This window comes from Escherichia sp. B1147 (assembly GCF_001660175.1).
Lineage (GTDB): Bacteria > Pseudomonadota > Gammaproteobacteria > Enterobacterales > Enterobacteriaceae > Escherichia > Escherichia whittamii.
The window spans coordinates 102,430-128,537 of sequence record NZ_LFHY01000011.1; the positions used below are offsets into that span (position 1 = coordinate 102,430).

The 26,108-nt window shown below is 51.6% G+C and carries 27 protein-coding genes and 1 pseudogene; 18 read left to right on the forward strand and 10 right to left on the reverse strand.

The genetic code is table 11. The annotated features are described in order from the left end of the window. The first annotated feature begins 11 nt into the window (after positions 1 to 11). From hyaC to A9180_RS09985, 8 genes are all read left to right on the forward strand, one after another. Positions 12 to 722: a Ni/Fe-hydrogenase b-type cytochrome subunit gene (hyaC, locus tag A9180_RS09950; RefSeq protein WP_064528423.1), complete on the forward strand. Its 711-nt coding sequence runs from the start codon at positions 12 to 14 to the stop codon at positions 720 to 722. After that, complete coding sequence (hyaD, locus tag A9180_RS09955) at positions 719 to 1,306, forward strand: hydrogenase 1 maturation protease (protein WP_064528425.1); 588 nt, start codon at positions 719 to 721, stop codon at positions 1,304 to 1,306. Before hyaC ends, hyaD begins: the two co-directional genes overlap by 4 nt. Next, the gene (gene hyaE / locus A9180_RS09960) at positions 1,303 to 1,701 is read left to right on the forward strand and encodes a hydrogenase-1 operon protein HyaE (protein WP_064528427.1); all 399 of its coding nucleotides are present in this window, start codon (positions 1,303 to 1,305) and stop codon (positions 1,699 to 1,701) included. Before hyaD ends, hyaE begins: the two co-directional genes overlap by 4 nt. Next, complete coding sequence (locus tag A9180_RS09965; RefSeq protein WP_064528429.1) at positions 1,698 to 2,555, forward strand: hydrogenase expression/formation protein; 858 nt, start codon at positions 1,698 to 1,700, stop codon at positions 2,553 to 2,555. The genes hyaE and A9180_RS09965 overlap by 4 nt, the downstream gene beginning before the upstream one ends. 134 nt (positions 2,556 to 2,689) lie before the next feature. After that, on the forward strand, positions 2,690 to 4,234 hold the full coding sequence (appC, locus tag A9180_RS09970) for a cytochrome bd-II oxidase subunit 1 (protein ID WP_064528431.1): 1,545 nt from the start codon (positions 2,690 to 2,692) through the stop codon (positions 4,232 to 4,234). An 11-nt stretch (positions 4,235 to 4,245) separates the two neighbouring features. Then, positions 4,246 to 5,382, forward strand: a complete 1,137-nt coding sequence (gene appB, locus A9180_RS09975; RefSeq protein ID WP_064528433.1) for a cytochrome d ubiquinol oxidase subunit II — start codon at positions 4,246 to 4,248, stop codon at positions 5,380 to 5,382. A 13-nt stretch (positions 5,383 to 5,395) separates the two neighbouring features. Then, positions 5,396 to 5,488 carry a cytochrome bd-II oxidase subunit CbdX gene (gene cbdX, locus A9180_RS09980; protein ID WP_000270307.1) on the forward strand — a complete coding sequence of 31 codons (93 nt, stop codon included), beginning with the start codon at positions 5,396 to 5,398 and terminating at the stop codon, positions 5,486 to 5,488. An 87-nt stretch (positions 5,489 to 5,575) separates the two neighbouring features. Further along, positions 5,576 to 6,886 (forward strand): AppA family phytase/histidine-type acid phosphatase, encoded by a 1,311-nt coding sequence (locus A9180_RS09985; RefSeq protein WP_064528821.1) that lies wholly within the window; start codon positions 5,576 to 5,578, stop codon positions 6,884 to 6,886. Here the strand turns inward: A9180_RS09985 and cspH are convergent. After that, positions 6,874 to 7,086 (reverse strand): cold shock-like protein CspH, encoded by a 213-nt coding sequence (cspH, locus tag A9180_RS09990; RefSeq protein WP_064528434.1) that lies wholly within the window; start codon positions 7,084 to 7,086, stop codon positions 6,874 to 6,876. The genes A9180_RS09985 and cspH overlap by 13 nt on opposite strands. 285 nt (positions 7,087 to 7,371) lie before the next feature. Between cspH and cspG the strand changes: the two genes are divergently transcribed. The 4 genes and pseudogenes from cspG (at position 7,372) to A9180_RS10005 (ending at position 8,150) form a co-directional block, all read left to right on the forward strand. Continuing rightward, positions 7,372 to 7,584, forward strand: a complete 213-nt coding sequence (cspG, locus tag A9180_RS09995; protein ID WP_000066493.1) for a cold shock protein CspG — start codon at positions 7,372 to 7,374, stop codon at positions 7,582 to 7,584. A gap of 10 nt (positions 7,585 to 7,594) precedes the next feature. After that, entirely contained in the window at positions 7,595 to 7,783 is a 189-nt protein-coding gene (locus tag A9180_RS22875) for a cold-shock protein (RefSeq protein WP_071528578.1), read from the forward strand. Further along, positions 7,758 to 7,987, forward strand: a pseudogene (gene ymcE / locus A9180_RS10000) (protein YmcE). Before A9180_RS22875 ends, ymcE begins: the two are co-directional and overlap by 26 nt. Then, positions 7,977 to 8,150, forward strand: coding sequence for a GnsA/GnsB family addiction module toxin (locus A9180_RS10005; RefSeq protein ID WP_064528436.1), 174 nt, complete (start codon positions 7,977 to 7,979; stop codon positions 8,148 to 8,150). Before ymcE ends, A9180_RS10005 begins: the two are co-directional and overlap by 11 nt. A gap of 48 nt (positions 8,151 to 8,198) precedes the next feature. Here the strand turns inward: A9180_RS10005 and A9180_RS10010 are convergent, their stop codons facing one another. Further along, positions 8,199 to 9,272, reverse strand: a complete 1,074-nt coding sequence (locus tag A9180_RS10010; protein WP_064528438.1) for a 4Fe-4S binding protein — start codon at positions 9,270 to 9,272, stop codon at positions 8,199 to 8,201. A gap of 71 nt (positions 9,273 to 9,343) precedes the next feature. Then, the gene (gene torS, locus A9180_RS10015) at positions 9,344 to 12,088 is read right to left on the reverse strand and encodes a TMAO reductase system sensor histidine kinase/response regulator TorS (protein WP_074399514.1); all 2,745 of its coding nucleotides are present in this window, start codon (positions 12,086 to 12,088) and stop codon (positions 9,344 to 9,346) included. Between the two features lie 82 nt (positions 12,089 to 12,170). Here torS and torT point away from each other — a divergent pair, with 82 nt between their 5' ends. After that, positions 12,171 to 13,199 (forward strand): TMAO reductase system periplasmic protein TorT, encoded by a 1,029-nt coding sequence (gene torT / locus A9180_RS10020; protein WP_064528441.1) that lies wholly within the window; start codon positions 12,171 to 12,173, stop codon positions 13,197 to 13,199. On the opposite strand, the gene torR is transcribed toward torT, so the two are convergent. Further along, positions 13,172 to 13,864 carry a two-component system response regulator TorR gene (gene torR / locus A9180_RS10025; RefSeq protein ID WP_001120133.1) on the reverse strand — a complete coding sequence of 231 codons (693 nt, stop codon included), beginning with the start codon at positions 13,862 to 13,864 and terminating at the stop codon, positions 13,172 to 13,174. The two genes, torT and torR, sit on opposite strands and share 28 nt — an antisense overlap. A 129-nt stretch (positions 13,865 to 13,993) precedes the next feature. Here torR and torC point away from each other — a divergent pair, with 129 nt between their 5' ends. The 3 genes from torC to torD are packed head-to-tail and all read left to right on the forward strand — an operon-like array spanning position 13,994 to position 18,308. Further along, positions 13,994 to 15,166 (forward strand): pentaheme c-type cytochrome TorC, encoded by a 1,173-nt coding sequence (torC, locus tag A9180_RS10030; protein ID WP_064528443.1) that lies wholly within the window; start codon positions 13,994 to 13,996, stop codon positions 15,164 to 15,166. Further along, positions 15,166 to 17,712, forward strand: coding sequence for a trimethylamine-N-oxide reductase TorA (torA, locus tag A9180_RS10035; RefSeq protein ID WP_064528445.1), 2,547 nt, complete (start codon positions 15,166 to 15,168; stop codon positions 17,710 to 17,712). Before torC ends, torA begins: the two co-directional genes overlap by 1 nt. Continuing rightward, positions 17,709 to 18,308 carry a molecular chaperone TorD gene (gene torD / locus A9180_RS10040; RefSeq protein WP_064528447.1) on the forward strand — a complete coding sequence of 200 codons (600 nt, stop codon included), beginning with the start codon at positions 17,709 to 17,711 and terminating at the stop codon, positions 18,306 to 18,308. The genes torA and torD overlap by 4 nt, the downstream gene beginning before the upstream one ends. 234 nt (positions 18,309 to 18,542) lie before the next feature. Here torD and cbpM read toward each other — a convergent pair whose 3' ends face one another. The 5 genes from cbpM to A9180_RS10065 all read right to left on the reverse strand — a co-directional run bounded on the left by cbpM (position 18,543) and on the right by A9180_RS10065 (position 22,552). Further along, positions 18,543 to 18,848 (reverse strand): chaperone modulator CbpM, encoded by a 306-nt coding sequence (gene cbpM / locus A9180_RS10045; RefSeq protein ID WP_064528449.1) that lies wholly within the window; start codon positions 18,846 to 18,848, stop codon positions 18,543 to 18,545. Continuing rightward, positions 18,848 to 19,768, reverse strand: a complete 921-nt coding sequence (gene cbpA, locus A9180_RS10050) for a curved DNA-binding protein (RefSeq protein ID WP_064528450.1) — start codon at positions 19,766 to 19,768, stop codon at positions 18,848 to 18,850. Before cbpA ends, cbpM begins: the two co-directional genes overlap by 1 nt. A gap of 212 nt (positions 19,769 to 19,980) precedes the next feature. After that, positions 19,981 to 20,337, reverse strand: a complete 357-nt coding sequence (locus A9180_RS10055) for a RidA family protein (RefSeq protein ID WP_105289155.1) — start codon at positions 20,335 to 20,337, stop codon at positions 19,981 to 19,983. Then, positions 20,334 to 21,587 carry a D-amino acid dehydrogenase gene (locus A9180_RS10060; RefSeq protein ID WP_064528454.1) on the reverse strand — a complete coding sequence of 418 codons (1,254 nt, stop codon included), beginning with the start codon at positions 21,585 to 21,587 and terminating at the stop codon, positions 20,334 to 20,336. Before A9180_RS10060 ends, A9180_RS10055 begins: the two co-directional genes overlap by 4 nt. 50 nt (positions 21,588 to 21,637) lie before the next feature. Further along, the gene (locus A9180_RS10065) at positions 21,638 to 22,552 is read right to left on the reverse strand and encodes a LysR family transcriptional regulator (RefSeq protein ID WP_064528456.1); all 915 of its coding nucleotides are present in this window, start codon (positions 22,550 to 22,552) and stop codon (positions 21,638 to 21,640) included. A 273-nt stretch (positions 22,553 to 22,825) separates the two neighbouring features. On the opposite strand from A9180_RS10065, the gene A9180_RS10070 reads away from it, so the two are divergent. Both A9180_RS10070 and agp read left to right on the forward strand, forming a co-directional pair. Continuing rightward, entirely contained in the window at positions 22,826 to 24,259 is a 1,434-nt protein-coding gene (locus tag A9180_RS10070) for a hypothetical protein (RefSeq protein ID WP_064528458.1), read from the forward strand. A gap of 149 nt (positions 24,260 to 24,408) precedes the next feature. After that, entirely contained in the window at positions 24,409 to 25,650 is a 1,242-nt protein-coding gene (gene agp / locus A9180_RS10075; RefSeq protein ID WP_064528460.1) for a bifunctional glucose-1-phosphatase/inositol phosphatase, read from the forward strand. Between the two features lie 219 nt (positions 25,651 to 25,869). On the opposite strand, the gene A9180_RS10080 is transcribed toward agp, so the two are convergent. After that, positions 25,870 to 26,097, reverse strand: a complete 228-nt coding sequence (locus tag A9180_RS10080; protein ID WP_001143120.1) for a YccJ family protein — start codon at positions 26,095 to 26,097, stop codon at positions 25,870 to 25,872. Positions 26,098 to 26,108 lie beyond the last annotated feature (11 nt).

Below are 26,108 nucleotides of genomic sequence, written 5' to 3' on the forward strand. Positions count from 1 at the left end.
GGAGAATCATCATGCAAGAGAAAAGCGACAACGTTGTCAGCCACTATGTCTTTGAAGCGCCCGTGCGGATATGGCACTGGCTGACGGTGCTGTGCATGGCAGTGTTGATGGTTACTGGCTACTTTATCGGCAAACCGCTGCCTTCGGTCAGCGGCGAGGCGACGTATCTGTTCTATATGGGCTACATCAGGCTAATTCACTTCAGTGCCGGGATGATTTTTACCGTGATATTGCTGATGCGGATCTACTGGGCATTTGTCGGTAATCGCTACTCACGCGAGCTGTTCATCGTGCCAGTGTGGCGTAAAAGCTGGTGGCTGGGCGTGTGGTATGAAATCCGCTGGTATCTGTTTCTGGCCAAACGCCCAAGTACTGACATTGGTCATAACCCCATCGCCCAGGCCGCGATGTTCGGCTATTTCCTGATGTCTGTTTTTATGATCGTCACCGGTTTTGCGCTGTTCAGCGAACACAGTCAGTACGCTATCTTCACACCGTTCCGTTACGTGGTGGAATTTTTCTACTGGACGGGCGGCAACTCAATGGACATTCACAGCTGGCATCGGCTGGGGATGTGGCTAATTGGCGCTTTTGTGATTGGTCATGTCTATATGGCGCTGCGTGAAGACATCATGTCTGACGACACGGTGATCTCCACCATGGTGAACGGCTACCGCAGCCACAAATTTTTTAAAGTCAAAAGCAACAAGGAGCGTTCATGAGTGAGCAACGCGTGGTGGTGATGGGGCTGGGAAATCTGTTGTGGGCTGATGAAGGTTTCGGTGTGCGGGTGGCGGAACGGCTGTATGCCCATTACCACTGGCCCGAAGAAGTGGAAATTGTTGATGGCGGTACCCAGGGGCTGAACTTGCTGGGCTATGTCGAAAGCGCCAGTCATTTGTTGATTCTCGATGCCATTGATTATGGGCTGGAGCCAGGAACGCTACGAACCTATGCCGGAGAGCGCATTCCGGCATATCTCAGCGCGAAGAAAATGAGCCTGCACCAGAATAGTTTCTCCGAAGTGCTGGCGCTGGCGGACATACGTGGTCATTTGCCAGCACATATTGCCCTCGTCGGTCTGCAACCCGCGATGCTCGACGACTACGGCGGCAGCCTGAGCGAACTGGCGCGGGAGCAACTGCCCGCTGCGGAACAGGCGGCGCTGGTACAGCTGGCTCTGTGGGGAGTTGTGCCGCAACCGACTGAGGAGTCTCGTTGTCTCAATTATGACTGCCTGTCGATGGAAAATTACGAAGGCGTTCGTTTGCGCCAGTATCGGATGACGCAGGAGGAGCAGGGATGATCAATGACTCTCCTTTTAATGCGTTGTGGCAACGAATGCTGGCACGAGGCTGGACACCGGTCAGTGAATCCCGTCTTGACGACTGGCTTACACAAACGCCAGACGGTGTGGTGTTGTTAAGCTGTGACCCAAAACGGACGCCTGAAGTCAGCGACAATCCGGTAATGATCGCAGAGCTACTGCACGAGTTTCCGGACTATGCGTGGAAGGTGGCGATTGCCGATCTTGAGCAGAGCGAAGCCATTGGCGATCGCTTTGGTGTTTTTCGCTTTCCCGCCACCCTGGTGTTTACCGGCGGTAGCTATCGCGGCGTGTTGAACGGCATTCACCCGTGGGCGGAGCTGATAAGCCTGATGCGCGCGCTTGTCGAACCGCAACAGGAGCGAGCCTCATGAGCGACACTTTCTTCCATCTGCTGGGGCCGGGAACACAACCTGGCGACGATAGTTTCAGCATGAATCCACTGCCGATCACCTGTCAGGTGAATGATGAACCGAGTATGGCTGCTCTGGAGCAATGTGTTCACAGCCCGCAGGTGATTGCCCTATTAACCGAGTTGCAACATCAACTAAGCGAACGCCAGCCGCCGCTGGGCGAGGTGCTGGCAGTCAATCTGTTAAATCTCAACGCCGACGATCGTCACTTTATTAATACGCTTCTCGGGGAAGGGGAAGTGTCAGTTCGCATCCAGCATGCTGACGGCAGTGAAAGTGAGATTCAGGAGGCGATCTTCTGTGGATTATGGCGTGTACGCAGACGTTGCGGTGAGCAATTGCTGGAAGATCGCCTGGAGGCTGGCTGCGCGCCGCTGGCGTTGTGGCAGGCGGCAACGCAAAACGCACTGCCGACAGATTCGCTATTACCGCCCCCTCTTAATGGTCTGATGAATGGCTTACCGTTGGCCCATGAATTACTGGCGCATGTACGAAACCCCGACGCGCAGCCGCACAGTATTAACCTGACGCAGTTACCCATCAGCGAGGCTGACCGGCTTTTTCTGTTGCGTCTTTGCGGACCGGGCAATATTCAGATTCGAACCATTGGCTACGGAGAGAGCTATATCAACGCCACGGGATTACGCCATGTCTGGCATTTACGCTGTATGGACACCTTAAAAGGCCCTCTGCTTGAAAGTTATGAAATCTGCCCGATACCCGAAGTTGTGCTGGCTGCGCCGGAAGATCTGGCGGATTCTGCACAGCGTCTCGGCGAGGTTTGTCAGTGGCTGGTGGAAAGCGCGCAAAAGTAAAAACGGCGGCAAATATCGCTTTCGGTCCTGTGAATATCGCAATTAGCGAATACAACTACCTACAAACTGTAAGGTTAAAAAGAGGGATCTACTATTAAAGGGTTATTACCCTCTCTTCGCCTACAGGAGTTAGCATGTGGGATGTTATTGACTTATCGCGCTGGCAGTTTGCGCTGACCGCGCTGTATCACTTTTTATTTGTGCCCCTTACCCTGGGGCTGATTTTTTTGCTGGCCATCATGGAAACTATTTACGTGGTTACCGGCAAAACAATCTACCGCGATATGACGCGTTTCTGGGGTAAGCTCTTCGGTATCAACTTTGCTCTCGGCGTAGCCACCGGCCTGACGATGGAGTTTCAGTTTGGTACTAACTGGTCATTCTATTCCAACTATGTGGGCGACATTTTCGGCGCACCGCTGGCGATGGAAGCATTAATGGCCTTCTTCCTCGAATCCACTTTTGTCGGTCTGTTCTTCTTCGGCTGGCAACGCCTGAATAAATACCAACACCTGTTGGTCACCTGGCTGGTGGCATTCGGTTCAAATATCTCCGCATTGTGGATCCTGAATGCCAATGGCTGGATGCAGTTCCCGACCGGAGCGCATTTCGATATTGACACCTTGCGTATGGAGATGACCAGTTTCAGCGATCTGGTTTTTAACCCTGTAAGCCAGGTGAAATTTGTACACACGGTGATGGCAGGTTATGTGACCGGGGCGATGTTCATTATGGCGATCAGCGCATGGTATTTGCTGCGTGGGCGGGAGCGCGACGTTGCACTCCGCTCGTTTGCCATCGGTTCTGTCTTTGGGACCCTGGCGATAATGGGCGCGCTGCAACTCGGAGACAGCTCTGCATATGAAGTCGCACAAGTACAGCCGGTAAAACTGGCGGCGATGGAAGGGGAGTGGCAAACCGAACCGGCGCCCGCGCCGTTCCATCTCGTTGCCTGGCCGGAACAGGATCAAGAACGCAACGCATTTGCCATTAAAATCCCGGCACTGTTAGGGATACTGGCCACTCATTCATTGGATAAACCTGTTCCCGGGCTGAAAAATTTGATGGCCGAAACCTACCCACGGCTGCAACGCGGACGCATAGCCTGGCTGTTAATGCAGGAGATATCGCAGGGCAACCGCGAGCCGCATGTACTACAGGCGTTTCGCAAGTTAGAAGGCGATCTCGGTTATGGCATGCTGCTCTCCCGCTATGCACCGGATATGAATCATGTCACTGCTGCGCAGTACCAGGCTGCGATGCGTGGCGCAATCCCGCAGGTTGCGCCGGTATTCTGGAGTTTCCGCATCATGGTGGGCTGCGGTTCGCTGCTGTTACTGGTGATGCTGATTGCGCTCGTCCAGACGCTGCGCGGCAAAATCGACCAACATCGCTGGGTGCTGAAAATGGCGCTCTGGAGTTTGCCACTGCCGTGGATTGCCATTGAAGCCGGGTGGTTTATGACCGAGTTTGGTCGTCAGCCGTGGGCGATTCAGGACATCTTACCGACATACTCCGCGCACTCTGCGTTAACCACGGGCCAACTGGCTTTCTCTCTGATCATGATCGTAGGGCTTTACACCCTGTTCTTAATCGCCGAAGTCTACCTGATGCAGAAATATGCCCGTCTGGGGCCGAGTGCGATGCAGAGTGAACAACCAGCGCAGCAACAGGGGTAAAGGAGATAGTCATGTTTGATTATGAAACATTACGCTTCATCTGGTGGCTGCTGATGGGCGTCATTCTGGTGGTCTTTATGGTCACCGACGGATTTGATATGGGGATCGGTTGTCTGCTGCCACTGGTGGCGCGTGACGATGATGAACGCCGAATAGTGATCAACAGCGTTGGCGCTCACTGGGAGGGCAACCAGGTCTGGCTGATCCTCGCTGGTGGGGCATTATTTGCCGCCTGGCCCAGAGTCTATGCTGCGGCGTTTTCCGGCTTTTATGTGGCGATGATCCTGGTACTGTGCTCGCTGTTCTTCCGCCCGTTAGCTTTTGATTATCGCGGCAAAATAGCGGATGCCCGCTGGCGCAAAATGTGGGATACCGGTCTGGTCATTGGTAGTCTGGTCCCGCCCGTGGTCTTTGGTATTGCGTTCGGTAACTTGTTACTTGGCGTGCCGTTTAGCTTCACACCACAATTACGCGTGGAGTATCTCGGTAGCTTCTGGCAGTTGCTGACGCCATTCCCCTTACTGTGTGGCTTGCTCAGTCTGGGTATGGTGATTTTGCAAGGGGGCGTCTGGTTACAGCTAAAAACCGTCGGCGCTATTCATCTGCGTTCGCAACTGGCGACCAAACGCGCCGCACTGCTGGTGATGCTCTGCTTTCTGCTGGCGGGTTACTGGCTGTGGGTCGGCATTGATGGTTTTGTGTTACTCGCCCAGGATGTCAACGGTCCGTCCAATCCATTGATGAAAATGGTGGCGATACTGCCAGGAGCCTGGATGAATAACTTCGTCGAATCGCCTGTCTTGTGGATCTTCCCACTGCTCGGCTTCTTCTGCCCGTTACTGACGGTGATGGCAATTTATCGTGGTCGCCCCGGTTGGGGATTTCTGATGGCGTCATTGATGCAATTTGGCGTGATTTTCACCGCTGGCGTTACGTTATTTCCATTTGTTATGCCTTCGAGTATCAGTCCGATATCCAGCCTGACGCTGTGGGACAGTACCTCCAGCCAACTGACACTTAGCATTATGTTAGTAATTGTACTGATATTTTTGCCATTAGTGTTGCTCTACACTCTATGGAGCTACTACAAAATGTGGGGTCGAATGACGACTGAAACTCTTCGCCGTCACGATAGTGAGCTGTACTAAGGAGGGATGATCAATGTGGTATTTATTGTGGTTCGTCGGCATTTTGTTGATGTGTTCGCTCTCTACCGTCGTGTTGGTCTGGCTGGAACCGCGTCTGAAGGGATGACTGGACGCACAACGAACATAGGCCGGATAAGAGGCGTTAGCGTCATATCCGGCAATAATGCGAAACATGAAAAACGGAAACCTGGCGATGAAAGCGATTTTGATCCCCTTTTTCTCTCTTTTGCTTCCGTTAACACCGCTACCTGCATTTGCTCAGGGGGCGCCGGAACTGAAGCTGGAACGTGTGGTGATTGTGAGCCGTCATGGTGTGCGAGCACCCACCAAATCTACGCAACTCATGCAGGAAGTTACGCCAGACACCTGGCCTGGCTGGCCGGTGAAACTGGGGTGGCTGACACCACGAGGCGGTGAGCTGATCTCTTATCTCGGACATTACCAACGCCAACGCCTGGTAGCTGACGGTTTGCTGGCAAAAAATGGTTGCCCGAAAGCTGGGCAGATTGAAATTATTGCCGATGTCGACGAGCGCACTCGTAAAACAGGCGAAGCCTTTGCTGCCGGGCTGGCTCCCGACTGTGCAATAACCGTACATACTCAGTCAGACACCTCCCGTCCCGATCCGTTATTTAATCCCCTGAAAACCGGTGTTTGCCAACTGGATAACGTGAATGTGACTGAGGCGATTCTCAGCAGGGCAGGCGGCTCTCTCGTTGATTTTACCGATCATCGGCAAACGGCATTTCACGAACTGGAGCGGGTACTCAATTTTCCGCAATCAAGTCTGTGCCTCAAACGAGAGAAACAAGACGAAAGCTGTTCGTTCACGCAGGCATTACCTTCTGAACTCAAGGTGAGTGCTGATAACGTCTCATTAACGGGGGCGGTAAGTCTCGCATCCATGCTGACGGAGATATTTCTCCTGCAACAGGCGCAGGGAATGCCGGAGCCTGGCTGGGGACGAATTACTGATTCACACCAGTGGAACACCTTGCTAAGTCTGCATAATGCGCAGTTTTATTTGCTGCAGCGGACACCAGAGGTTGCCCGTAGTCGCGCCACGCCGTTGTTGGATTTGGTCCTGACGGCGCTGACGCCAAATAACACGCAACAACAGGTTTATGGCGTGACATTACCCACTTCACTGCTATTTATTGCCGGACACGACACTAATCTGGCGAATCTGGGGGGCGCGTTAGCGCTTAACTGGACGCTACCAGGCCAGCCGGATAATACCCCACCGGGTGGCGAGTTGGTTTTTGAACGCTGGCGGCGACTTAGTGATAACAGCCAGTGGATTCAGGTATCGCTGGTATTCCAGACCTTACAGCAGATGCGCGACAAAACGCCGCTATCGCTAAAAACACCGCCTGGAGAGGTGAAACTGACACTGGCAGAATGTGAGGAGAGAAACGCACAGGGCATGTGTTCACTGGCGGATTTTACGCAAATCGTGAATGAAGCGCGCATTCCGGCATGTAGCTTACATCAGGACAAATAAACATTTGCCGCTGAGGGGCCACGCAGGCCATTGATGCGGCAAAATTCCACACGTAACCCAGGTGTGAGCACTTCTGCGTCGCGGGGAGTGAATGCGGAAATATGGACCTGGACTTCTTTACGACCGTCGGAGGGGATAATGAATCCTTTGCCGCTTTTGCGATCAAAGGTTTTGACAATTCCTGTCATTTTACGGGACAAACAAATTCCTTACTAAAAATACTGCGCTGCACTATACGGTTTTAATAAAATAAAGCCAGCGATATTTAAGACCGCCGGACGGCTAAAATAAAATTTGCTTAATTATGTGTATCATGCGTTAATAGCTGCGTCGGTTTGAAAGACAGACAGCATACAAAGTAGTTTACTAAAGCAGTTCTCATTATCAGGCATTATCCCCTTCTTTTGAGTCTCTCTCCTGAACACTAAGTAGTTTCTGTATTAAAGCCCTGTTTGCCGAAAGGCCCAAAATGAAGGAAGTAAAATATGTCTAATAAAATGACTGGTTTAGTAAAATGGTTTAACGCAGATAAAGGTTTTGGCTTTATCACTCCTGATGATGGCAGCAAGGACGTTTTCGTTCATTTCACCGCCATCCAGAGCAATGAGTTCCGCACTCTGAATGAAAATCAGAAAGTCGAATTTTCTATTGAGCAGGGGCAACGTGGTCCCTCGGCAGCGAACGTTGTTACGCTCTAAGGTTGCCGTTATTACTCAACATCTCCATTTCCGCTGTCCATGTTGTCATGGTTCACAGTACCGCACATCGGCATTCGATGTGACGGAGCGAAACCCTTTGGGCGCTAAGTGTATTTTCTGTAAATCGACGATGATCACGTTTGATAACGTCGCGCTGCAGATACGCACTGACCATGTGCCGCTGGATTTCACAAAATAATATCAGGCTCCCTCGTGGAGCCTTTTTTATATCTGGCTTATTTTTCTTCAACTCTGTATGTATAATAAGCGATAACCTGTTGATTATTGAATCTTTCAGGGAGATGGCTTATAACATTTCTTACCTGACCAGGTACCGGGAACCAACACCTTACTGGCGTGTTGCTGTCTTTTAAGACCAGAAGAGGTTAACAGTGAATATTGAAGAGCTAAAAAAACAAGCGGAAACGGAAATCTCAGATTTTATCGCGCAAAAAATCGCCGAGTTTAACAAGAACACAGGGAAAGAAGTTTCTGAAATTCGCTTTACTGCGCGGGAGAAAATGACCGGGCTTGAAGGTTATGACGTCAAAATCAAAATAATGTGATTTTGTGAACATCACCCCGCGCGAGGTGATGTTCCGCTTGTTGCTATTTTAATGACCAATCATTGGCGCTTGCGGAATTAAGCGTCGGTACAATTCTTCTGGCACCGGGCTTTGCCATACGCCCGCATACATCGCATAACCAATCACCGTAAACATAATCCCCAGAACCAGTAGCGTCATTAACCAGCCAGACAACGCAAAAGCCTTTTTATTTGCCGCAGGTTTTTGCAGCGAAAAAGTTAATGTTGAGGCCACCGGACATGACTCCACGCAGGTCATACAACCGGTACATTCCACTGTTCGTACCTGAATTAATTTATCGACCGGGATCCGTGATGGGCAATTTTTCGCACATTTACCGCAGTCGATACAGCTTTCGGCATTGCGACGAATCTTAAACGGCGATAATAGCGAAATCAGTCCCATCAGCGCGCCATACGGGCAGAGATAACGACACCAGGCATGGCGAATAAACAAGCTGGCAATCAGTAAAACGATCACGCTGATTAACGTCGCTGTCCCCATATGGCGAAAGAAATCGAGCATTTTAACGTCCATCACCACGCTGTAGGGCGATAGCATAAAATAGTGAATCGCCTGGGCGGGCATGAATAACGCGATATAGAGAAAAAAACTCAACAGTAAATATTTCACCGTGCGCAGAGGAATATCCAGCCAGCGGGGAAGGGCAAATTGTCGACCAAACAGTTTTTTCCCGAGATCGCCAATTAATTCAGAGAGCGTACCAACCGGGCATAGCCACGAACAAAAGGCTTTTTTCAGCAGCAAGCTGATAATGATAAAAGCGACTAGCAACAGCATTGCGGCGGCGTGCACGGAAGGTAACTGACCTGTTTCAAGGCTATATTTCAGATTCATCAGACCGGCAATCGGTAGCCAACCTTCGATGCCACCAGGCCTTGCGACAAAAGGCGTATTTCCGCCCGTTTCGTAATAGCGCACCCAGTACCAGAAGGTGACGGCAATATAAATATTGATTGCTAACAGTAATAATTGCGTCGCTTTACGCCAGGTAGCGGCGTTGCGCCAGTCATTCCACGGTAATTTGCCGCCCGTCGTGCCTGGCCGCCGCTGCCAGCGGGTTCTTTTTTTCTCTGCCATGTTTTTGCCAGCCCGTTAAGTTGCATGCTAAATGCCACTATTCTAAATATTCTTAACTGGCTGATATTGATTCAAATCGCGTTCAGGTCTTTCTTATTCAACCACGCTTCCAGAGCGGCAACACTGCGTGTAACTTCTTCGTGTGGGAGGGGCGCGGATAATGGCTGCTGCTCCAGTTGCGCGCATAGCTGGCTGGCGCTATGCATTCCCAGGCTCGCGCAGCTACTTTTTAGCTGGTGCGCGGCACGTTTAATTTTTTCGCCGTCCTGCCTGGCGCGGGCCGCGTCTATTTCATCGAGAAGGGGCAGGGTATGTTGTTTAAATAATGTCAGCCATTCGTGAATTTTCTCCACGCCCATTAACTGCGCATCTTCATTGAGTTGCGATACATCCAGTGGTTGATGGTCAGGTGTTTGCAGGTGCAGATAGTGCGCCAGTAACTGACCAAGCACTTCACGCGGCACTGGTTTAGGGATAATTCCGCGAAATAGCGAACTGGTACGCTGGCGCAAAGTTTCGTCGATAACGTGGGCGCTAAAGCCAATCAAAACCAGCGACGGATATTGCTGTGCCAGTTGCCGGGCAAGGGTAATGCCGTCGATATCCGGCAGATCAAAATCCACCAGCGCGGCAGCAAACGGTTCACTATCTTGCAGCGTTTCTAAAGCCTGAGCGGCATTTCCCACGGCAGCGACCTGCGCACCACTGCTGTTCAGCATCTCAACGGTAATTCGCTGGGTTAGCGGGTTATCTTCAATTAACAGCAACCGTAAACCGTCCAGACGCACCGCCTGATTGACTGTTTTGGGCGCGGGCGCAGTAGCAACACGTAACGGCAACCGTAAACAAAAACAGCTTCCAACCTCCGGCGTGCTGGTGGCGCTCAATTCGCCGCCCATCGCCTGAGCCAGACTGCTACTGATAGTCAGCCCCAGCCCGGTGCCGCCGCGTTTACCGCTCACCTGAACAAATGGCTGGAAGATTTCTGCCAGTTTCGCGGGATCAATACCGCAGCCGCTGTCTTCCACTTCGACCAGCCATTGCTCGCCATCAGTGCGGCTGTGCAGGATAATCTGCCCCTCGTCGGTGAAACGCAGGGCATTACTCAACAAATTGGTAATAACCTGGCGAATGCGTCGCGGATCGCCCATTAATGCGGTTGGTACATCGTCGGCAATTGCCGTTACCAGTCGAATCGGACGACCTTTCACCCGTCCGCTCATTAATTGCAGGGTACTTTCCAGCAGTGGGCGCGGTTCAAAGGGGTCATCGCTGACCGAAACATTCTTGCCACCTGCTTCGATAGCCGAATAATCGAGAATATCGTTGAGGATGGTCAGCAATGATTCGCCAGAGTCGGTAATTGCCCGCAAATCATCACGCTGGGCATTAAGTGCCGGGTTATCTGCCAGCAACTGCGCGGTGCCGAGAATACCGTACAGCGGCGTGCGGATCTCATGGCTCATTGCCGCCAGAAACGCTGATTTTGCCTGACTGGCTTTTTCTGCTTCCGCTCGTGCCTGTCGGTGTTCTACCACCAGTTCTTGTAATTCGGCCGTACGCGCTTTGACCTGCGCCGCCAGCTGTTCGCGGTGGCGATTCAGCGCATGAACACTGCTGCGAAACGCGTCCATCAGCCTTCCGATGGTATCCAGCTCCCGCACGCCAGCGGTTTCCGGGAAAGGGGAGTCGATATCGCCGTCCAGCAAGCGTTGCAACGCCTGGGTTTGCTCGGCAAGTGGGCGCGTGACTGAGCGATAAACCACGCGCCAGAGGATCAGAATCAGTGCGCAAAGTGAAACCATCCCCAGCAATAACAGGCTGTATTGCCCGCGAGTGCTTGTTTTTTCCAGATGCGCGAGCCCGCTCTGATTACGCTGTTCAATAATGTCGACCAGCTGACTGACTTCGCTACTAAACTGCGCGAACTGGGCGATGTTGTTTTGGGCGAGAGTTTGCAGGCGATTACTGATTTCACTGTCCTGCTGATACAGCGCCAGCAAATCGCTATATCGACTAACGGTAGTTAACGTTGTCGCGACCTGTGCTCGAACTCCCGGATCTTCAATACGTATTTGCCGACGTTGCAGAATTTTCACCGCATTATTGAGCTGCGCTTCCAGCGCTAACGCATTTTTCTGGATCTGCTCCAGCCCCAGATTCATCACCATTTGCTGCACCCGCAGGGCGCTAAGGCGCAGTTCATTCATCTGGTTAACGTACTCAAGATCGATATCAATTAGCCTATCGAGTGCGTTTTCGGCGGCCTGGCGCTGATGTTGTTCGATCAAATCGTAAATCCCGGCCTGGGTAGCTCCGGCTGAGGTTGCTGCATTATTCGCCTGACCTTGCGCCAGGCGCGCGATCTCATCGGCGGCGGCGACTATCTGCTGACTGAGTTGCTGTTGTTGCTGGCGCAGTTGCAAACGCTGCCCCACCAGCTCCCCTTGTTGACGTAACGAACGGGAGATCTCCTGCTCCTGCTGTTCAATCGCGGTGGTGTCAAAACCTTGTTCCCGTAACGCTTGCAGCAACGCGTTAATCTTCAGGCTTTGTGCGGTGAGCATTCGCCCCTGCGCCTGCCACATCTTTTCGTTATCGGCACTGGTCAGGTTCTGCGCGGCGAAAAGTTCCCAGGCGCTGGCTTCGCTCAACTGGCGCGCCATATTCATGGTAGGAATCAATGCCTGAGTATTGGCTTTTTCCACCTCACTGACAAAACGCAGGTTGTACCATCCCACCAGAGTACTGGTCAGGGTTAACAGCGCCATCAGGGCAAAGCCCATCCAGAGTCTTCGGGTCAGGGTTAAATTCACGGCCGGTGCACTTAGGGTGAAAAAGGTTGAGTCGCAAAGCGGAATGCATCTAGCATAAAGCCTTATTATTGATGAGGCTATCATGCGCGTACTGCTTTTGTTACTTCTTCCCTTTTTTGTGCTGCCAGCCTTTGCGGGCGCTAACCTGTTGCGCTGGCATGATGCGCAGCATTTCACTGTGCAACCTGTTATGCCGTTAAAGGCAAATCGTCCCTGGAAGTTGTGTGCGCTTTATCCCAGCCTGAAAGATTCATACTGGTTATCGTTGAACTATGGAATGCAGGAGGCTGCTCGTCGCTACGGTGTGGATTTAAAAGTGCTGGAGGCAGGTGGTTACAGCCAGTTAGCTACTCAGCAGGCGCAAATCGACCAGTGTAAACAATGGGGCGCAGAGGCGATTTTGCTCGGCAGCAGTACGATGTCATTTCCCGATCTGCAAAAGCAGGTAGCTAATCTGCCGGTGATCGAACTGGTGAATGCTATTGATGACTCACAGATAAAAAGCCGCGTTGGTGTGCCCTGGTTTCAGATGGGCTATCAACCAGGGCGATATCTGGTGCAATGGAGCCACGGAAAACCACTGAACGTGCTGTTGATGCCTGGCCCCGATAACGCCGGGGGCAGTAAGGAGATGGTAGAGGGTTTCCGCGCAGCCATTGCCGGAAGCCCGGTGCGTACTGTCGATATTGCGCTCGGCGACAACGATATTGAAATCCAGCGTAACCTGTTGCAGGAGATGCTGGAGCGCCATCCAGAAATCGACGTCGTTGCCGGAACGGCCATTGCGGCAGAGGCGGCAATGGGCGAAGGGCGTAACCTGAAAACGCCGCTTACTGTGGTGTCGTTTTATCTTTCACATCAGGTGTATCGTGGGCTGAAGCGGGGGAGAGTGATTATGGCTGCCAGCGATCAAATGGTCTGGCAGGGGGAACTGGCAGTTGAGCAGGCCATTAGGCAATTACAGGGACAATCGGTGTCCGATAATGTCAGCCCACCGATTTTAGTCCTGACGCCGAAAAATGCTGACCGTGAACATATCCGCCGCTCGCTGTCGCCAGGGGGATTTCGCCCGGTCTATTATTATCAGCACACATCAGCAGCTAAGAAATAACCTTCGCCATGTTGCGTCACCAGTAAATCTGCGCTGAGTTTATGGCGTAAACGACGAATTAACACATCGACGGTGCGCAGGTCAGGGTTTTCCACCCGACGCGCAGAAAGCATACGCAGCAGACGTTCACGGCTGAGAATTTCGCCCGGATTGGTCACAAACGCCACCAGCATTTCATACTCTGCGCGGGTCAGTTTAATCGGCTCGCCATCCCGTTCCAGCGTATGACGCGACACATTCAGGCAATAACCGGCAAAGCGATAGCAGTTGTCCTGAGTGAGCGGTTGAGCCTGTCGCGCGAGGTCGATGCGCCAGAGCAGATTTTTCACCCGCACCACCAGTTCGCGCAGTTCCAGCGGTTTGGTGACGTAATCGTCTGCGCCCATTTCCAGCCCAACAATACGGTCTATCCGATCGCTGCGTCCGGTAACCAGAATAATACCCACCGTTGAGCGTTCTCGCAGGGCGCGGGTTAACATCAGGCCATTTTCATCGGGCAAATTGATATCCAGCAGAATTAAATCCACTGGTTGATTTTGCATAATTTCCCGCAGCCCGGCACCGCTCGCCGTAACGGAAACGGTATACCCCTCCTGAGTGAAGTAGGTTTGTAATCGCGCCTGGGTAACCGGCTCATCTTCAACAATAACAATGTGATGTGGCATCAGAGGGTTTTACTCATTCTGTTCATATCTGTTCATATTCTGCCGTAAGCCGTTCATCCTGACCAGTGCCGCTGTTCATATTTACTCATTAAGATCGCTTCACTAAACCATAATTTTACAGGGGCTATTATGCGGAAACTCTGGAACACGCTACGCCGACCCAGTGCTCGTTGGTCGGTACTGGCGCTGGTCGCTATTGGGATTGTGATTGGCATTGCGCTGATTGTGTTGCCACACGTTGGGATCAAAGTCACCAGCACAACTGAATTTTGTGTCAGTTGCCACAGTATGCAACCGGTCTATGAAGAATATAAACAGTCGGTGCATTTCCAGAACGCCTCCGGCGTGCGAGCTGAATGCCATGACTGCCATATCCCGCCGGATATTCCAGGCATGGTGAAGCGTAAACTGGAAGCGAGCAACGACATCTACCAGACCTTTATTGCCCACTCCATTGATACACCTGAGAAATTCGAAGCCAAACGCGCGGAACTTGCCGAGCGTGAATGGGCGCGAATGAAAGAAAACAACTCGGCAACCTGCCGCTCCTGCCATAACTACGATGCGATGGATCATGCGAAGCAGCATCCGGAAGCGGCTCGTCAGATGAAGGTGGCAGCGAAAGATAATCAATCCTGCATCGACTGTCATAAAGGTATTGCCCACCAGTTACCGGATATGAGTAGCGGCTTCCGTAAGCAATTCGATGAGCTGCGCGCCAGTGCTAATGACAGTGGTGACACGTTGTACTCCATTGATATCAAGCCGATTTATGCGGCGAAAGGCGATAAAGAAGCGTCTGGTTCTCTGCTGCCTGCTTCGGAAGTGAAAGTCCTTAAACGTGACGGCGACTGGCTGCAAATTGAAATCACCGGCTGGACGGAAAGCGCCGGACGTCAGCGAGTACTCACCCAGTTCCCTGGCAAACGCATCTTTGTTGCTTCGATTCGTGGCGATGTTCAGCAGCAGGTGAAAACGCTGGAGAAAACCACCGTTGCCGACACCAATACCGAGTGGAGCAAGTTGCAGGCCACCGCGTGGATGAAGAAAGGCGACATGGTGAACGATATCAAACCGATCTGGGCTTATGCGGATTCGCTGTACAACGGCACCTGTAACCAGTGCCACGGTGCACCGGAAATCTCCCACTTTGACGCTAACGGTTGGATCGGCACGCTCAACGGCATGATTGGTTTTACCAGCCTTGATAAACGTGAAGAACGCACCCTGCTGAAATATCTGCAAATGAATGCATCTGACACCGCAGGTAAAGCTCACGGCGATAAGAAGGAAGAAAAATAATGAACAATAACGATCTCTTTCAGGCATCACGTCGGCGTTTTCTGGCACAACTCGGCGGCTTAACTGTCGCCGGGATGCTGGGGCCGTCATTGTTAACGCCGCGCCGCGCGAATGCGGCGCAAGCGGCTACCGAGGCCGCCACCTCGAAAGAGGGCATTCTGACCGGGTCGCACTGGGGGGCTATTCGCGCGACGGTGAAGGATGGTCGCTTTGTGGCAGCAAAACCGTTCGAACTGGATAAATACCCGTCGAAAATGATTGCCGGATTGCCGGATCACGTACACAACGCGGCGCGTATTCGTTACCCGATGGTACGCGTGGACTGGCTGCGTAAGCGCCATCTGAGTGATACCTCCCAGCGTGGCGATAACCGCTTCGTACGCGTGAGCTGGGATGAAGCCCTCGACATGTTCTATGAAGAGCTGGAACGCGTACAGAAAACTCACGGGCCGAGTGCCTTGCTGACCGCCAGTGGTTGGCAATCGACGGGGATGTTCCATAACGCTTCGGGGATGCTGGCGAAAGCTATTGCCTTGCATGGTAATAGCGTTGGTACGGGCGGAGATTACTCTACCGGTGCTGCGCAGGTGATCCTGCCGCGTGTCGTTGGCTCAATGGAAGTGTATGAACAGCAAACCTCCTGGCCGCTGGTCTTGCAGAACAGCAAAACCATTGTGCTGTGGGGCTCCGATTTGCTGAAAAACCAGCAGGCAAACTGGTGGTGCCCGGATCACGATGTTTATGAATATTACGAGCAGTTGAAGGCGAAAGTTGCCGCAGGTGAAATTGAGGTTATTAGCATTGATCCGGTTGTCACTTCAACCCATGAGTATCTGGGGCGTGAGCATGTGAAACACATTGCGGTTAACCCGCAAACTGACGTGCCGTTGCAACTGGCGCTGGCGCATACGCTGTACAGCGAAAACCTGTACGACAAAAACTTCCTCGCCAACTACTGCGTGGGCTTTGAACAGTTCCTGCCGTATCTGTTGGGCGAGAAAGACGGTCAGCCGAAAGATGCCGCATGGGCTGAAAAACTGACTGGTATTGATGCCGAAACCATTCGCGGGCTGGCGCGGCAGATGGCGGCCAACAGAACGCAGATTATTGCTGGCTGGTGCGTACAGCGTATGCAGCACGGTGAACAGTGGGCGTGGATGGTTGTGGTTCTGGCGGCGATGCTGGGACAAATTGGCCTGCCGGGCGGTGGCTTTGGTTTTGGCTGGCACTATAACGGTGCAGGCACGCCGGGGCGTAAAGGCGTCATTCTGAGCGGTTTCTCCGGCTCAACGTCGATTCCGCCTGTCCACGACAACAGCGACTACAAAGGCTACAGCAGCACCATTCCGATTGCCCGTTTTGTTGATGCGATCCTCGAACCGGGGAAAGTAATCAACTGGAACGGTAAATCGGTAAAACTGCCGCCACTGAAAATGTGTATTTTTGCCGGAACTAACCCGTTCCATCGCCATCAGCAGATCAATCGCATTATTGAAGGCTGGCGCAAGCTGGAAACGGTTATCGCCATAGATAACCAATGGACCTCAACCTGCCGCTTTGCCGATATCGTGCTGCCTGCGACCACGCAGTTTGAGCGTAACGATCTCGACCAGTACGGCAACCATTCCAACCGTGGCATTATCGCCATGAAACAGGTGGTGCCGCCGCAGTTCGAGGCGCGTAACGACTTTGATATTTTCCGCGAGCTGTGCCGTCGCTTTAATCGCGAAGAAGCCTTTACCGAAGGGCTGGACGAAATGGGCTGGTTGAAACGCATCTGGCAGGAAGGTGTACAACAGGGCAAAGGACGCGGCGTTCATCTGCCCGCGTTTGATGACTTCTGGAATAAAAAAGAGTACGTCGAATTTGACCATCCGCAGATGTTTGTTCGCCACCAGGCATTCCGCGAAGATCCGGATCTCGAACCGCTGGGCACGCCGAGTGGCCTGATTGAGATCTACTCGAAAACCATTGCCGACATGAACTATGACGATTGTCAGGGACATCCGATGTGGTTTGAGAAAATCGAACGTTCCCACGGTGGACCCGGCTCACAGAAGTATCCGTTGCATCTGCAATCTGTGCATCCCGATTTCCGACTGCACTCGCAGTTATGTGAGTCGGAAACTCTGCGTCAGCAGTATACGGTAGCGGGTAAGGAGCCAGTATTTATTAGCCCGCAGGATGCCAGCGCGCGCGGTATTCGTAACGGTGATGTGGTGCGTGTCTTTAACGCTCGTGGTCAGGTGCTGGCAGGGGCCGTGGTTTCTGACCGCTATGCACCCGGCGTGGCGCGAATTCACGAAGGGGCATGGTACGATCCAGATAAAGGCGGCGAGCCTGGTGCGCTGTGTAAATATGGTAACCCCAACGTGTTGACCATCGACATCGGTACTTCGCAGCTGGCGCAGGCGACCAGTGCGCACACTACGCTGGTGGAAATTGAGAAGTACAGCGGAACAGTGGAGCAGGTGACGGCGTTTAACGGCCCCGTTGAGATGGTGGCGCAGTGCGAATATGTTCCGGCGTCACAGGTGAAATCATGACTTCACTAACGGCGCAACAGATTGCCTGTGTTTACGCCTGGCTGGCGCAGTTGTTCTCCCGTGAACTGGATGATGAACAACTGACGCAAATTGCCAGTGCGCAGATGACTGAATGGTTTTCTTTGCTGAAAAGCGAACCGCCGCTGGCTGCGGCGGTGAACGAACTGGAAGCTAAAATCGCCGCCTTGACGGTACGTGACGACGCCCGTCTGGAACTCGCCGCTGACTTTTGCGGCCTGTTTCTGATGACCGATAAACAAGCGGCACTGCCGTATGCTTCGGCCTACAAACAGGACGAGCAAGAGATTAGACGCTTGTTAGTTGAGGCAGGTATGGAAATCAGTGGCAATTTCAACGAACCGGCAGATCATCTGGCGATCTATCTGGAGTTGTTGAGTCATCTGTATTTTTCGCTCGGAGAGGGAACCGTTCCTGCGCAAAGAATCGACAGTTTGCGGCTAAAAACGCTGATGGCGCTGCGGCAATGGCTACCTGAGTTTGCTGCGCGTTGCCATCAGTATGATAGCTTTGGTTTTTACGCAGCATTAAGCCAATTGTTGCTTGCGATAACCACCAGAGATAATGCCGATTTGTAGGCCTGATAAGACGTGTTAAGCGTCGCATCAGGCATTATGGTACAGCCGCCGGATGCGGCGTGAACGCCTTATCCGGCCTACGGGAGTGATTTTGTAGGCCTGATAAGACGTGTTAAGCGTCGCATCAGGCATTATGGTACAGCCGCCGGATGCGGCGTGAACGCCTTGTCCGGCCTACGGGAGTGATTTTGTAGGCCTGATAAGACGCGTTAAGCGTCGCATCAGGCAACACACTCACGGATGAGCAACAAACCGGGAAAGCCGCTGGCGTAGCAGGCGGTTTTCCTGTTTCAGATGCGTAATATCATCCATTAACGTCAGCGCCATCGCGATCCCAGGCCAATCCAGCGCCAGTTCATTACGCAGCCGTACCGCCCGTTGTACGACGGTCGCGGCGTGATCATCAAACACCCAGGAAGTAGCCTGAATCTCGCAGGGTTCAACCACGCCCAAACCGACAATTTCATTCAACTCCTCTTCAGAAACGCCGGTATGCAGGCAAAATTCAGTAATGGTAAAAGTCACCGTAACATGAGCCATTATGCTTTCCCCCAATCTTTGCGTGGATCAAAAGACGACTGGGCGTCTGCCAGTTGTTGCCACAATGCGGCAGTATTTTCATCCGGTTTCGGTGGCATGACGATTTTCAGCACCGCATACAAGTCACCAGTCTGTTTTTTGCTTACCAGACCTTTGCCTTTAACACGCAATCGTTGCCCGGCCTGACTGCCAGGCGGAATGGTCAACAAAATGCTTTCTTTCAGCGTTGGCACTGTGACTTTAGCACCCAGCGCCGCTTCCCACGGGCTAACCGGCACCACAATTTCCAGATCCTGCCCGACAATATCAAACAACGGATGCGGGGCTATATGAATCACCAGCCACAGGTCGCCATTGGGACCGCCGTTTTCGCCTGGCGTCCCCTGGCCTTTCAGGCGGATACGTTGACCATTGCCGACACCAGCGGGGATCTTCACATTCAGCGTTTTTGGTATTTCCTGTTCGATCATACCAAAGGCGTTATAAACCGGCAGGTTATAGCTGATGGTACGCTTGTGCTCACTCAGCGTTTCTTCAAGGAATACCGCAACTTCAATTTCAATATCGTGACCACGTGTGGCGGGGCGTTGACGGCTCTGGCGGGCATGTTGGCCGAAAATTGACGAGAAGATATCTTCAAAATCTTCGGCATTGAAACTCTGACCGTCGCCATGCTGGAACTGACGGTTGAATTGCGGATCGTTGCGATGCTGCCACATCTGATCATATTCAGCGCGACGTTGTTCATCACTTAACACTTCCCACGCTTCAGCGACTTCTTTGAAGCGGGCTTCGGCATCGGGCTCTTTGCTGACATCAGGATGGTATTTGCGGGCCAGTCGACGATAGGCGGTCTTGATTGTCTTGAGATCGTCCGTCGGTTTCACGCCCATGATGGCGTAATAATCCTTTAATTCCATAGCGTTATCTCGCGTAAATCAATACAGACAAAGGGAAACCCCTGACAAGGTATCAGTGTTAAGTGTAGGGGAAATCAGAAAAAATCGTAGGTCAGTGATAAAAACATAACTAAAAATGATATTTTCAGCCTGAATTTTGGCAGGTAAAAGAGGTGCGTTTAACCTTCATAGATGCCCCGTGACGACGTCGTCAGGGGGCTGAAAATGGGGATTTATCCCGCTTTTACCGCAGTGACCATCACTTCAACCAGAATCTCCTGGCGGGCCATCTCAGCCTGTACGGTAGCGCGAGCCGGGCTATGTCCCTCTGGCAGCCAGCTAACCCATACGTCGTTGAAATTGGCAAAATCGCGGCTGATATCTTTCAGCCATACCTGAGCGGACAAGAGATGAAATTTATCACTGCCAGCTTCAGCAAGTAGTGCGTCGATTTTTTCCAGCACTTCGCGCGTTTGTTGCGCGATGTCAGGAGTATTGCTCTTCGGTGTCTGGCCGGAGAGAAATACAAGATTGCCATATTCCACGCTGGCGGCAAGACGAGGTTGTGGGTTATTACGTTTGATATTCAAGCTGATTGGCTCCATGTCAGTCCATCAAGGGTAATTGCGGGATCTTCGCCCGACAGCAGAGCGCCTAACACCACGGCACTACCTGCCGCTAACGTGAAGCCCAGACTGCCCTGGCCAAGATTCATCCAGAGATTTTGATACTTCGTCCGTCCTAATAGTGGCGGACCCGCAGGGGTGGATGGACGCATACCTGTCCATAATTCGGCTTCATCGATACCTTGCAGTTGTGGAAAACTGTTAGCTACTATCTGTTTTAAGACGTCAATGCGTTCAGGGCGCAGTTCATTACCGTCATAACCAATATCGACCATAGCGGCGATACGTAACCGCTCACCGAGTCGGGCATAGACAATTTTATGGCCATAATCGGTGACACTGATTTGCGGTGCGATCCCCATTTCTTGTGGGAAGGGGAGCGTCAGACTGTAACCTTTCAGGCCGCAGATCGGTACGTGGGTCCCGGTTCCGGCTAGTAAATACTTACTGCCATTACCGGCGGCAACGACATAATCATCCGCAACCAGCGTCCCTGTGCTGGTGGTGATGGAATCAATGCGCTCGCCTTTTTTATTCAACTGCAAAACTTCACAATCGGTTTGTAGCGAAAAGTTTGTGCAGACATTAAGTTTGGCAAGTAATGCCTGGCAGAACTTATAACAGTCCGCCGTTTCATCGCCCGGGGAGTAAATACCGCCATACAATGAATGACCAATATGTTTTAGTGCTGGCTCAAGATGAACGCACTCTTCGCGTGATAACGCCTGTTGAAATTGCGGATTAATGCCTTTTGCCGCTTTGGCTAAATCTTGCGCGCGGCGATGAATAATCAGTTTGCCAGAACGGCGCCAGTGAAAGTCATCAAGATTATCTTCCAGCAGCCACTCTTCCATCACCTGGCGACTTAACAGTGATAAACGTAAGATATGATCGCCATTGAGTTTATTTGTCCGGCTATTGCAGGCCAGTAAAAATTCCAGCAACCAGCGCCACTGGCTAAATGACATGCGCAAACGCATATTCAGGGGGGAGTTGCTTTTCCCCATCCATTTAAGTCCCTGCATCGGTACGCCTTTGTCCGCCAGAGGAGCAACGTAGCGGTAACTCAGTTGGCCACCATTAGCGAAACTGGTAGCGACGCCTGCCTGATTGTTGCGTTCTAACAATTGCACCTGATGGCCCTGTTTTACCAGCACCCAGGCTGTCGCCAGACCAATTACCCCACCGCCAATAACTACAATGCGTTTTTTCATCACCTGAGATATCCACCGCTAATAAATGCGTTGGGGTTATGTCAAAACATTTAGGCCTGAGGAGCAATTGACTTTTTATTTTCAGGGTATAACTCAAGGTTAATGGCTCGCAGTTGCTGACGTAATTGCTGACAGAGGAAATCGACAAATTTTTGTGTAATGGGGCTAAGTGAAACGTCGGCACGGCGTAACAAACAAAGGTCAATTTTCATTGGTGGTTCGATAGGGTGAATTGTTTCTGCCGGGAGGTTATGACGGGCAGAGAAAATATCGGTAATACTGCATCCCATTCCTCGTTTTACAAATTCCGTGGCCATGTAATAGGTCTGGACATTCAGGCGCGTTGTCAAAAAATCACGCCGTTTGGCTATTGCATCGGAAAGGGAATGTGGGCCGGGAGAAATCCAGCGTTGTTGGTCAATCTTGTCTATTTCTACCGCGCCCTGGCGATAGTCCCGGTCGATATAAACCAGCGGAACTTCGGCTATCAGCGTCGTCATAATCTCCCCCTGTTGAATCGGCTGTAGCGTCAGGGCCAGATCAATCTCTCGCAGATCAAGTTTTTTAACCAACGTTTCGGTGTGCTCTGTCGTCAGTGTCATTACCAGATTGGCATTCTGCTGGTAAAACGCAGTGACTATTTCTGGCACCAGACTTAATCCCAGACTTGGCAGGCATCCCAGAGCGATTCTGGCTCGCGGATCTCGCGTCAGGTTATCGGCCAGCAGTCGCAGGTTATCGAGTTCGTGATAAATCGACTGCGCTTTTTCAAAAAGTGTGATCGCTTCGCTGGTTGGAAGAAGCTTGCCTCGAACTCGCTGAAAGAGCTGAAAACCGAGTTTTTGTTCAGCGTTTTTTAACGCTTTACTGGCGGCCGGTTGGGAAATATTCAGCGATTCCGCAGCTCGTGAAAGTGTCCCGCATGTCATCACGGCATAGAAGATTTCCAGGTGGCGCAGTTTCATTAAGAGTTAACCCAGAGTTATAGACGGTAGATAAAAAGTCATTTCATGGTAACACCAAGTTAACATAAATTTAATCTGTAACGCCTGTTCTGGTAACAATGCGTTATTTGCCCACCTAAAGGGGGTTAATTACGAACTCAGAATAATACCTGTAGTACCCGGACAAACCCTCAGTGCATTTCGCCAACAATAATAACGAGGGGGGATATTTTCTGAGCTGTCCAAATACATCGGCTGATATTGTCGGTCGATTCGATGGGGTTAAGGAGTTATATGAGTGACTCAATGCTCGCTGGTGGTTCGCTAACCAGACAAAATATCACCAAAAAGAATGTCATTATTGGCTTGTTGTTGATTGCATTTTTACTGACAGCGTTCTGGTGTCAGGGGCGTCCAGGTAATGAACTCGGACTGCTTGGTTTTACACCACTGGTGGCGTTAGCGGTGCTCTCGTTGATAGGCGTCGATATTGTTCTGGCAGTTATTTCATCGATTATTATTGCGATGATAATGACCTCCACCGGCTTACCAGAAATGGGCGCCATGCTGGCAAAGTCGACAGGATCATTTATCGCCACTGTTGGTCTGATCATTATGCTTGGTGCCGGTGTCGGTGAAGTGGCAACACGTACCGGAGCCGCCGTTGAACTGGTCAAATTTGTGGTACACCGTATCGGGCTTTCCAGCCAGACACGGGTCAAATTTGGCATCGTCGTCTCATCCATTCTCATCTGTGGCGCGCTGGGGACTATGGCTGGCGGTAATGCCATTATTGTCGCGGTGATTATTCCTGTGGCGGCGGCAGTACGGCTGACACCGCCTACGGTGGCTGCACTGATGATGACGGCCGGATCAGTGGGATTGTTTACCGGGCCATTTACTCCCAGTACCGTGACGATTTTACAACTCGGCGGCCTGACTTATCCGCAATACCTGATGTACGTCGGGCTACCAATGAGCGCCGTGACGTTATTCGCTGGCTGGATAATGGCCGGGCGAATTCAGAAGATGACGGAAGGAAAATTACACTACGAAGTGGATCTTTCAGAGAAAACTCAGGAAGAAGAGGATCCTGCCCGCGATCGTCGTCGCAAACTCAGCGCCCTGGCATTTGCTGCAACCATTATTGTGATGGCGGTTATTGGCGTAGTGATAAAAGCAGGTTTTAGTTTTGCCATTATCGTTATGCTGTTGGTGGCGTTGATCACCGGGCTGGTGGGTGGATTAAGCCCAACCGGGATCCTGCAAGCGCTGTATAAAGGCTGTGGCAGACTGGTGTGGATGTTTCTGCTCTACTGGCTGTATAACCCGATTCTGGAACTTATGGATAGTTTGCAGGCGTATCAGGGATTGCTCGAATACACTCAACCACTGTTAACCGGGATATCTCCGGCATGGCTTTGTTTCTGTATTTTTGCCTTTAATATTATCGGTCATGTGCCTGGTGCTGCTGTTGCTCAGATGACCTTTACGCACAAAATATTTGGTCCGATGTTGATGGCTGCGGGAGTGCCGCCACAGGGTACAACGGCGGTATTATTAGCCTCATCGCAAGTGGACTGGTTTGGACCTTTCCCTTCATCGGATATGTTTGGTCAAATGGGGCTGGCACAATCAACTCACCTGAAATATATGCTTTATAACGGTTGGGCCATTGTCATTGCCAATATCATTCTTTTTGCCTTGCTGTTTCAGGTATTAGTTTAACGATACAAACCAGGCGATAGCACGACTACTGTCCGTTATCGCCTGACGGTTTCCCGCCTCGTCATCTGCTAATTTGCGAACCTGTTCCCGGAAAAATGCCATATTTCTGTCACACTCTTAATTGATTGATAACAAAAGAGGTGTGAGGAATGAAAAAAACGCTAATCGCTGCAGCCGTGGCTGGGATGGTTTTACTCTCTTCGAATGGTCAGGCACAGACCATGCCGGAAGGCTATCAGCTACAGCAAGTGCTACTCATGAGCCGTCATAACTTACGTGCGCCTCTGGCAAATAATGGCAGTGTGCTTGAGCAGTCGACGCCGAATAAATGGCCGCAGTGGGATGTTCCCGGTGGACAACTCACTACCAAAGGCGGCGTACTGGAAGTGTATATGGGTCATTACATGCGTGAGTGGCTGGCAGAGCAGGGAATAGTGAAAACGGGGGAATGTCCGCCGCCGGACACCGTTTATGCTTACGCGAATAGTCTGCAACGTACTGTCGCTACTGCACAATTTTTTATCACAGGCGCATTCCCTGGGTGTGACATTCCGGTTCATCACCAGGAAAAAATGGGCAGCATGGACCCAACCTTTAACCCGGTAATTACCGATGATTCTGCCGCCTTCAGCGAGCAGGCAGTAGCGGCAATGGAAAAAGAGCTTAGTAAACTCCAGCTTACCGACAGCTACCAGCTACTGGAAAAAATCGTCAACTATAAAGACTCTCCAGCCTGCAAGGAGAAACAGCAGTGTTCGCTGGTGGATGGCAAAAATACCTTTAGCGCGAAATATCAACAAGAACCGGGCGTTTCAGGGCCGCTAAAAGTCGGCAACTCGCTGGTGGATGCGTTTACTTTGCAATACTACGAAGGTTTCCCGATGGATCAGGTGGCCTGGGGAGAAATCAAATCTGACCAGCAGTGGAAGGTGTTGTCGAAGCTGAAAAACGGTTACCAGGACAGCCTGTTTACCTCACCGGAAGTGGCGCGCAATGTCGCGAAACCGCTGGTCAGTTATATCGACAAAGCCCTGGTCACCGATCGTGCCAACGCGCCGAAAATCACGGTGCTGGTGGGTCACGACTCAAACATTGCCTCTTTGTTAACGGCGCTGGATTTCAAACCGTATCAACTGCATGATCAGAACGAACGCACGCCGATTGGCGGCAAAATCGTTTTCCAGCGTTGGCATGACAGCAAAGCGAACCGCGACCTGATGAAAATCGAGTATGTGTACCAGAGTTCGGAACAGTTGCGTAATGCCGACGCGTTAACGTTGCAGTCTCCGGCTCAACGCGTGACGCTTGAACTTACCGGCTGCCCGATAGATGCCAACGGTTTTTGTCCAATGGATAAGTTTGATAACGTGTTGAATGAAGCGGTGAAATAACAGAAAACTCCCCCGCGAGAAGCGGGGGAGTATGAGACTGATGACAAACGTAAGATTGCCTGATGCGCTATGCTTATCAGGCCTACCAGAGGATTGCAATATATTGAATTTGCACGACTATGTAGGCCGGATAAGGCGTTCACGCCGCATCCGGCATGAACAAAGCGCAACTTTGTCGACAATTTGAAACTCCCCCGCGAGAAGCGGGGGAATTGCTGGTTAAACGTTTTTACGTTCGATGGTCTGTTCGCCCCAAAAAAGCGAATCTTTATCGGTTTTAGCAAAGGCTTTGACTAACACTTCATCGCTACCTTCTTCCCAAATTTTTTCCGCCATTTTTTCGTCATACCCGGCGACTTCAAAAATGGCCTCGGCTATTTCCGGCGACGTATTGCGCAGAGATGCCCATTCACCCACGTGATGAGCTTTCGCTTCTTGAGTTGGCATGCGTATCCTCC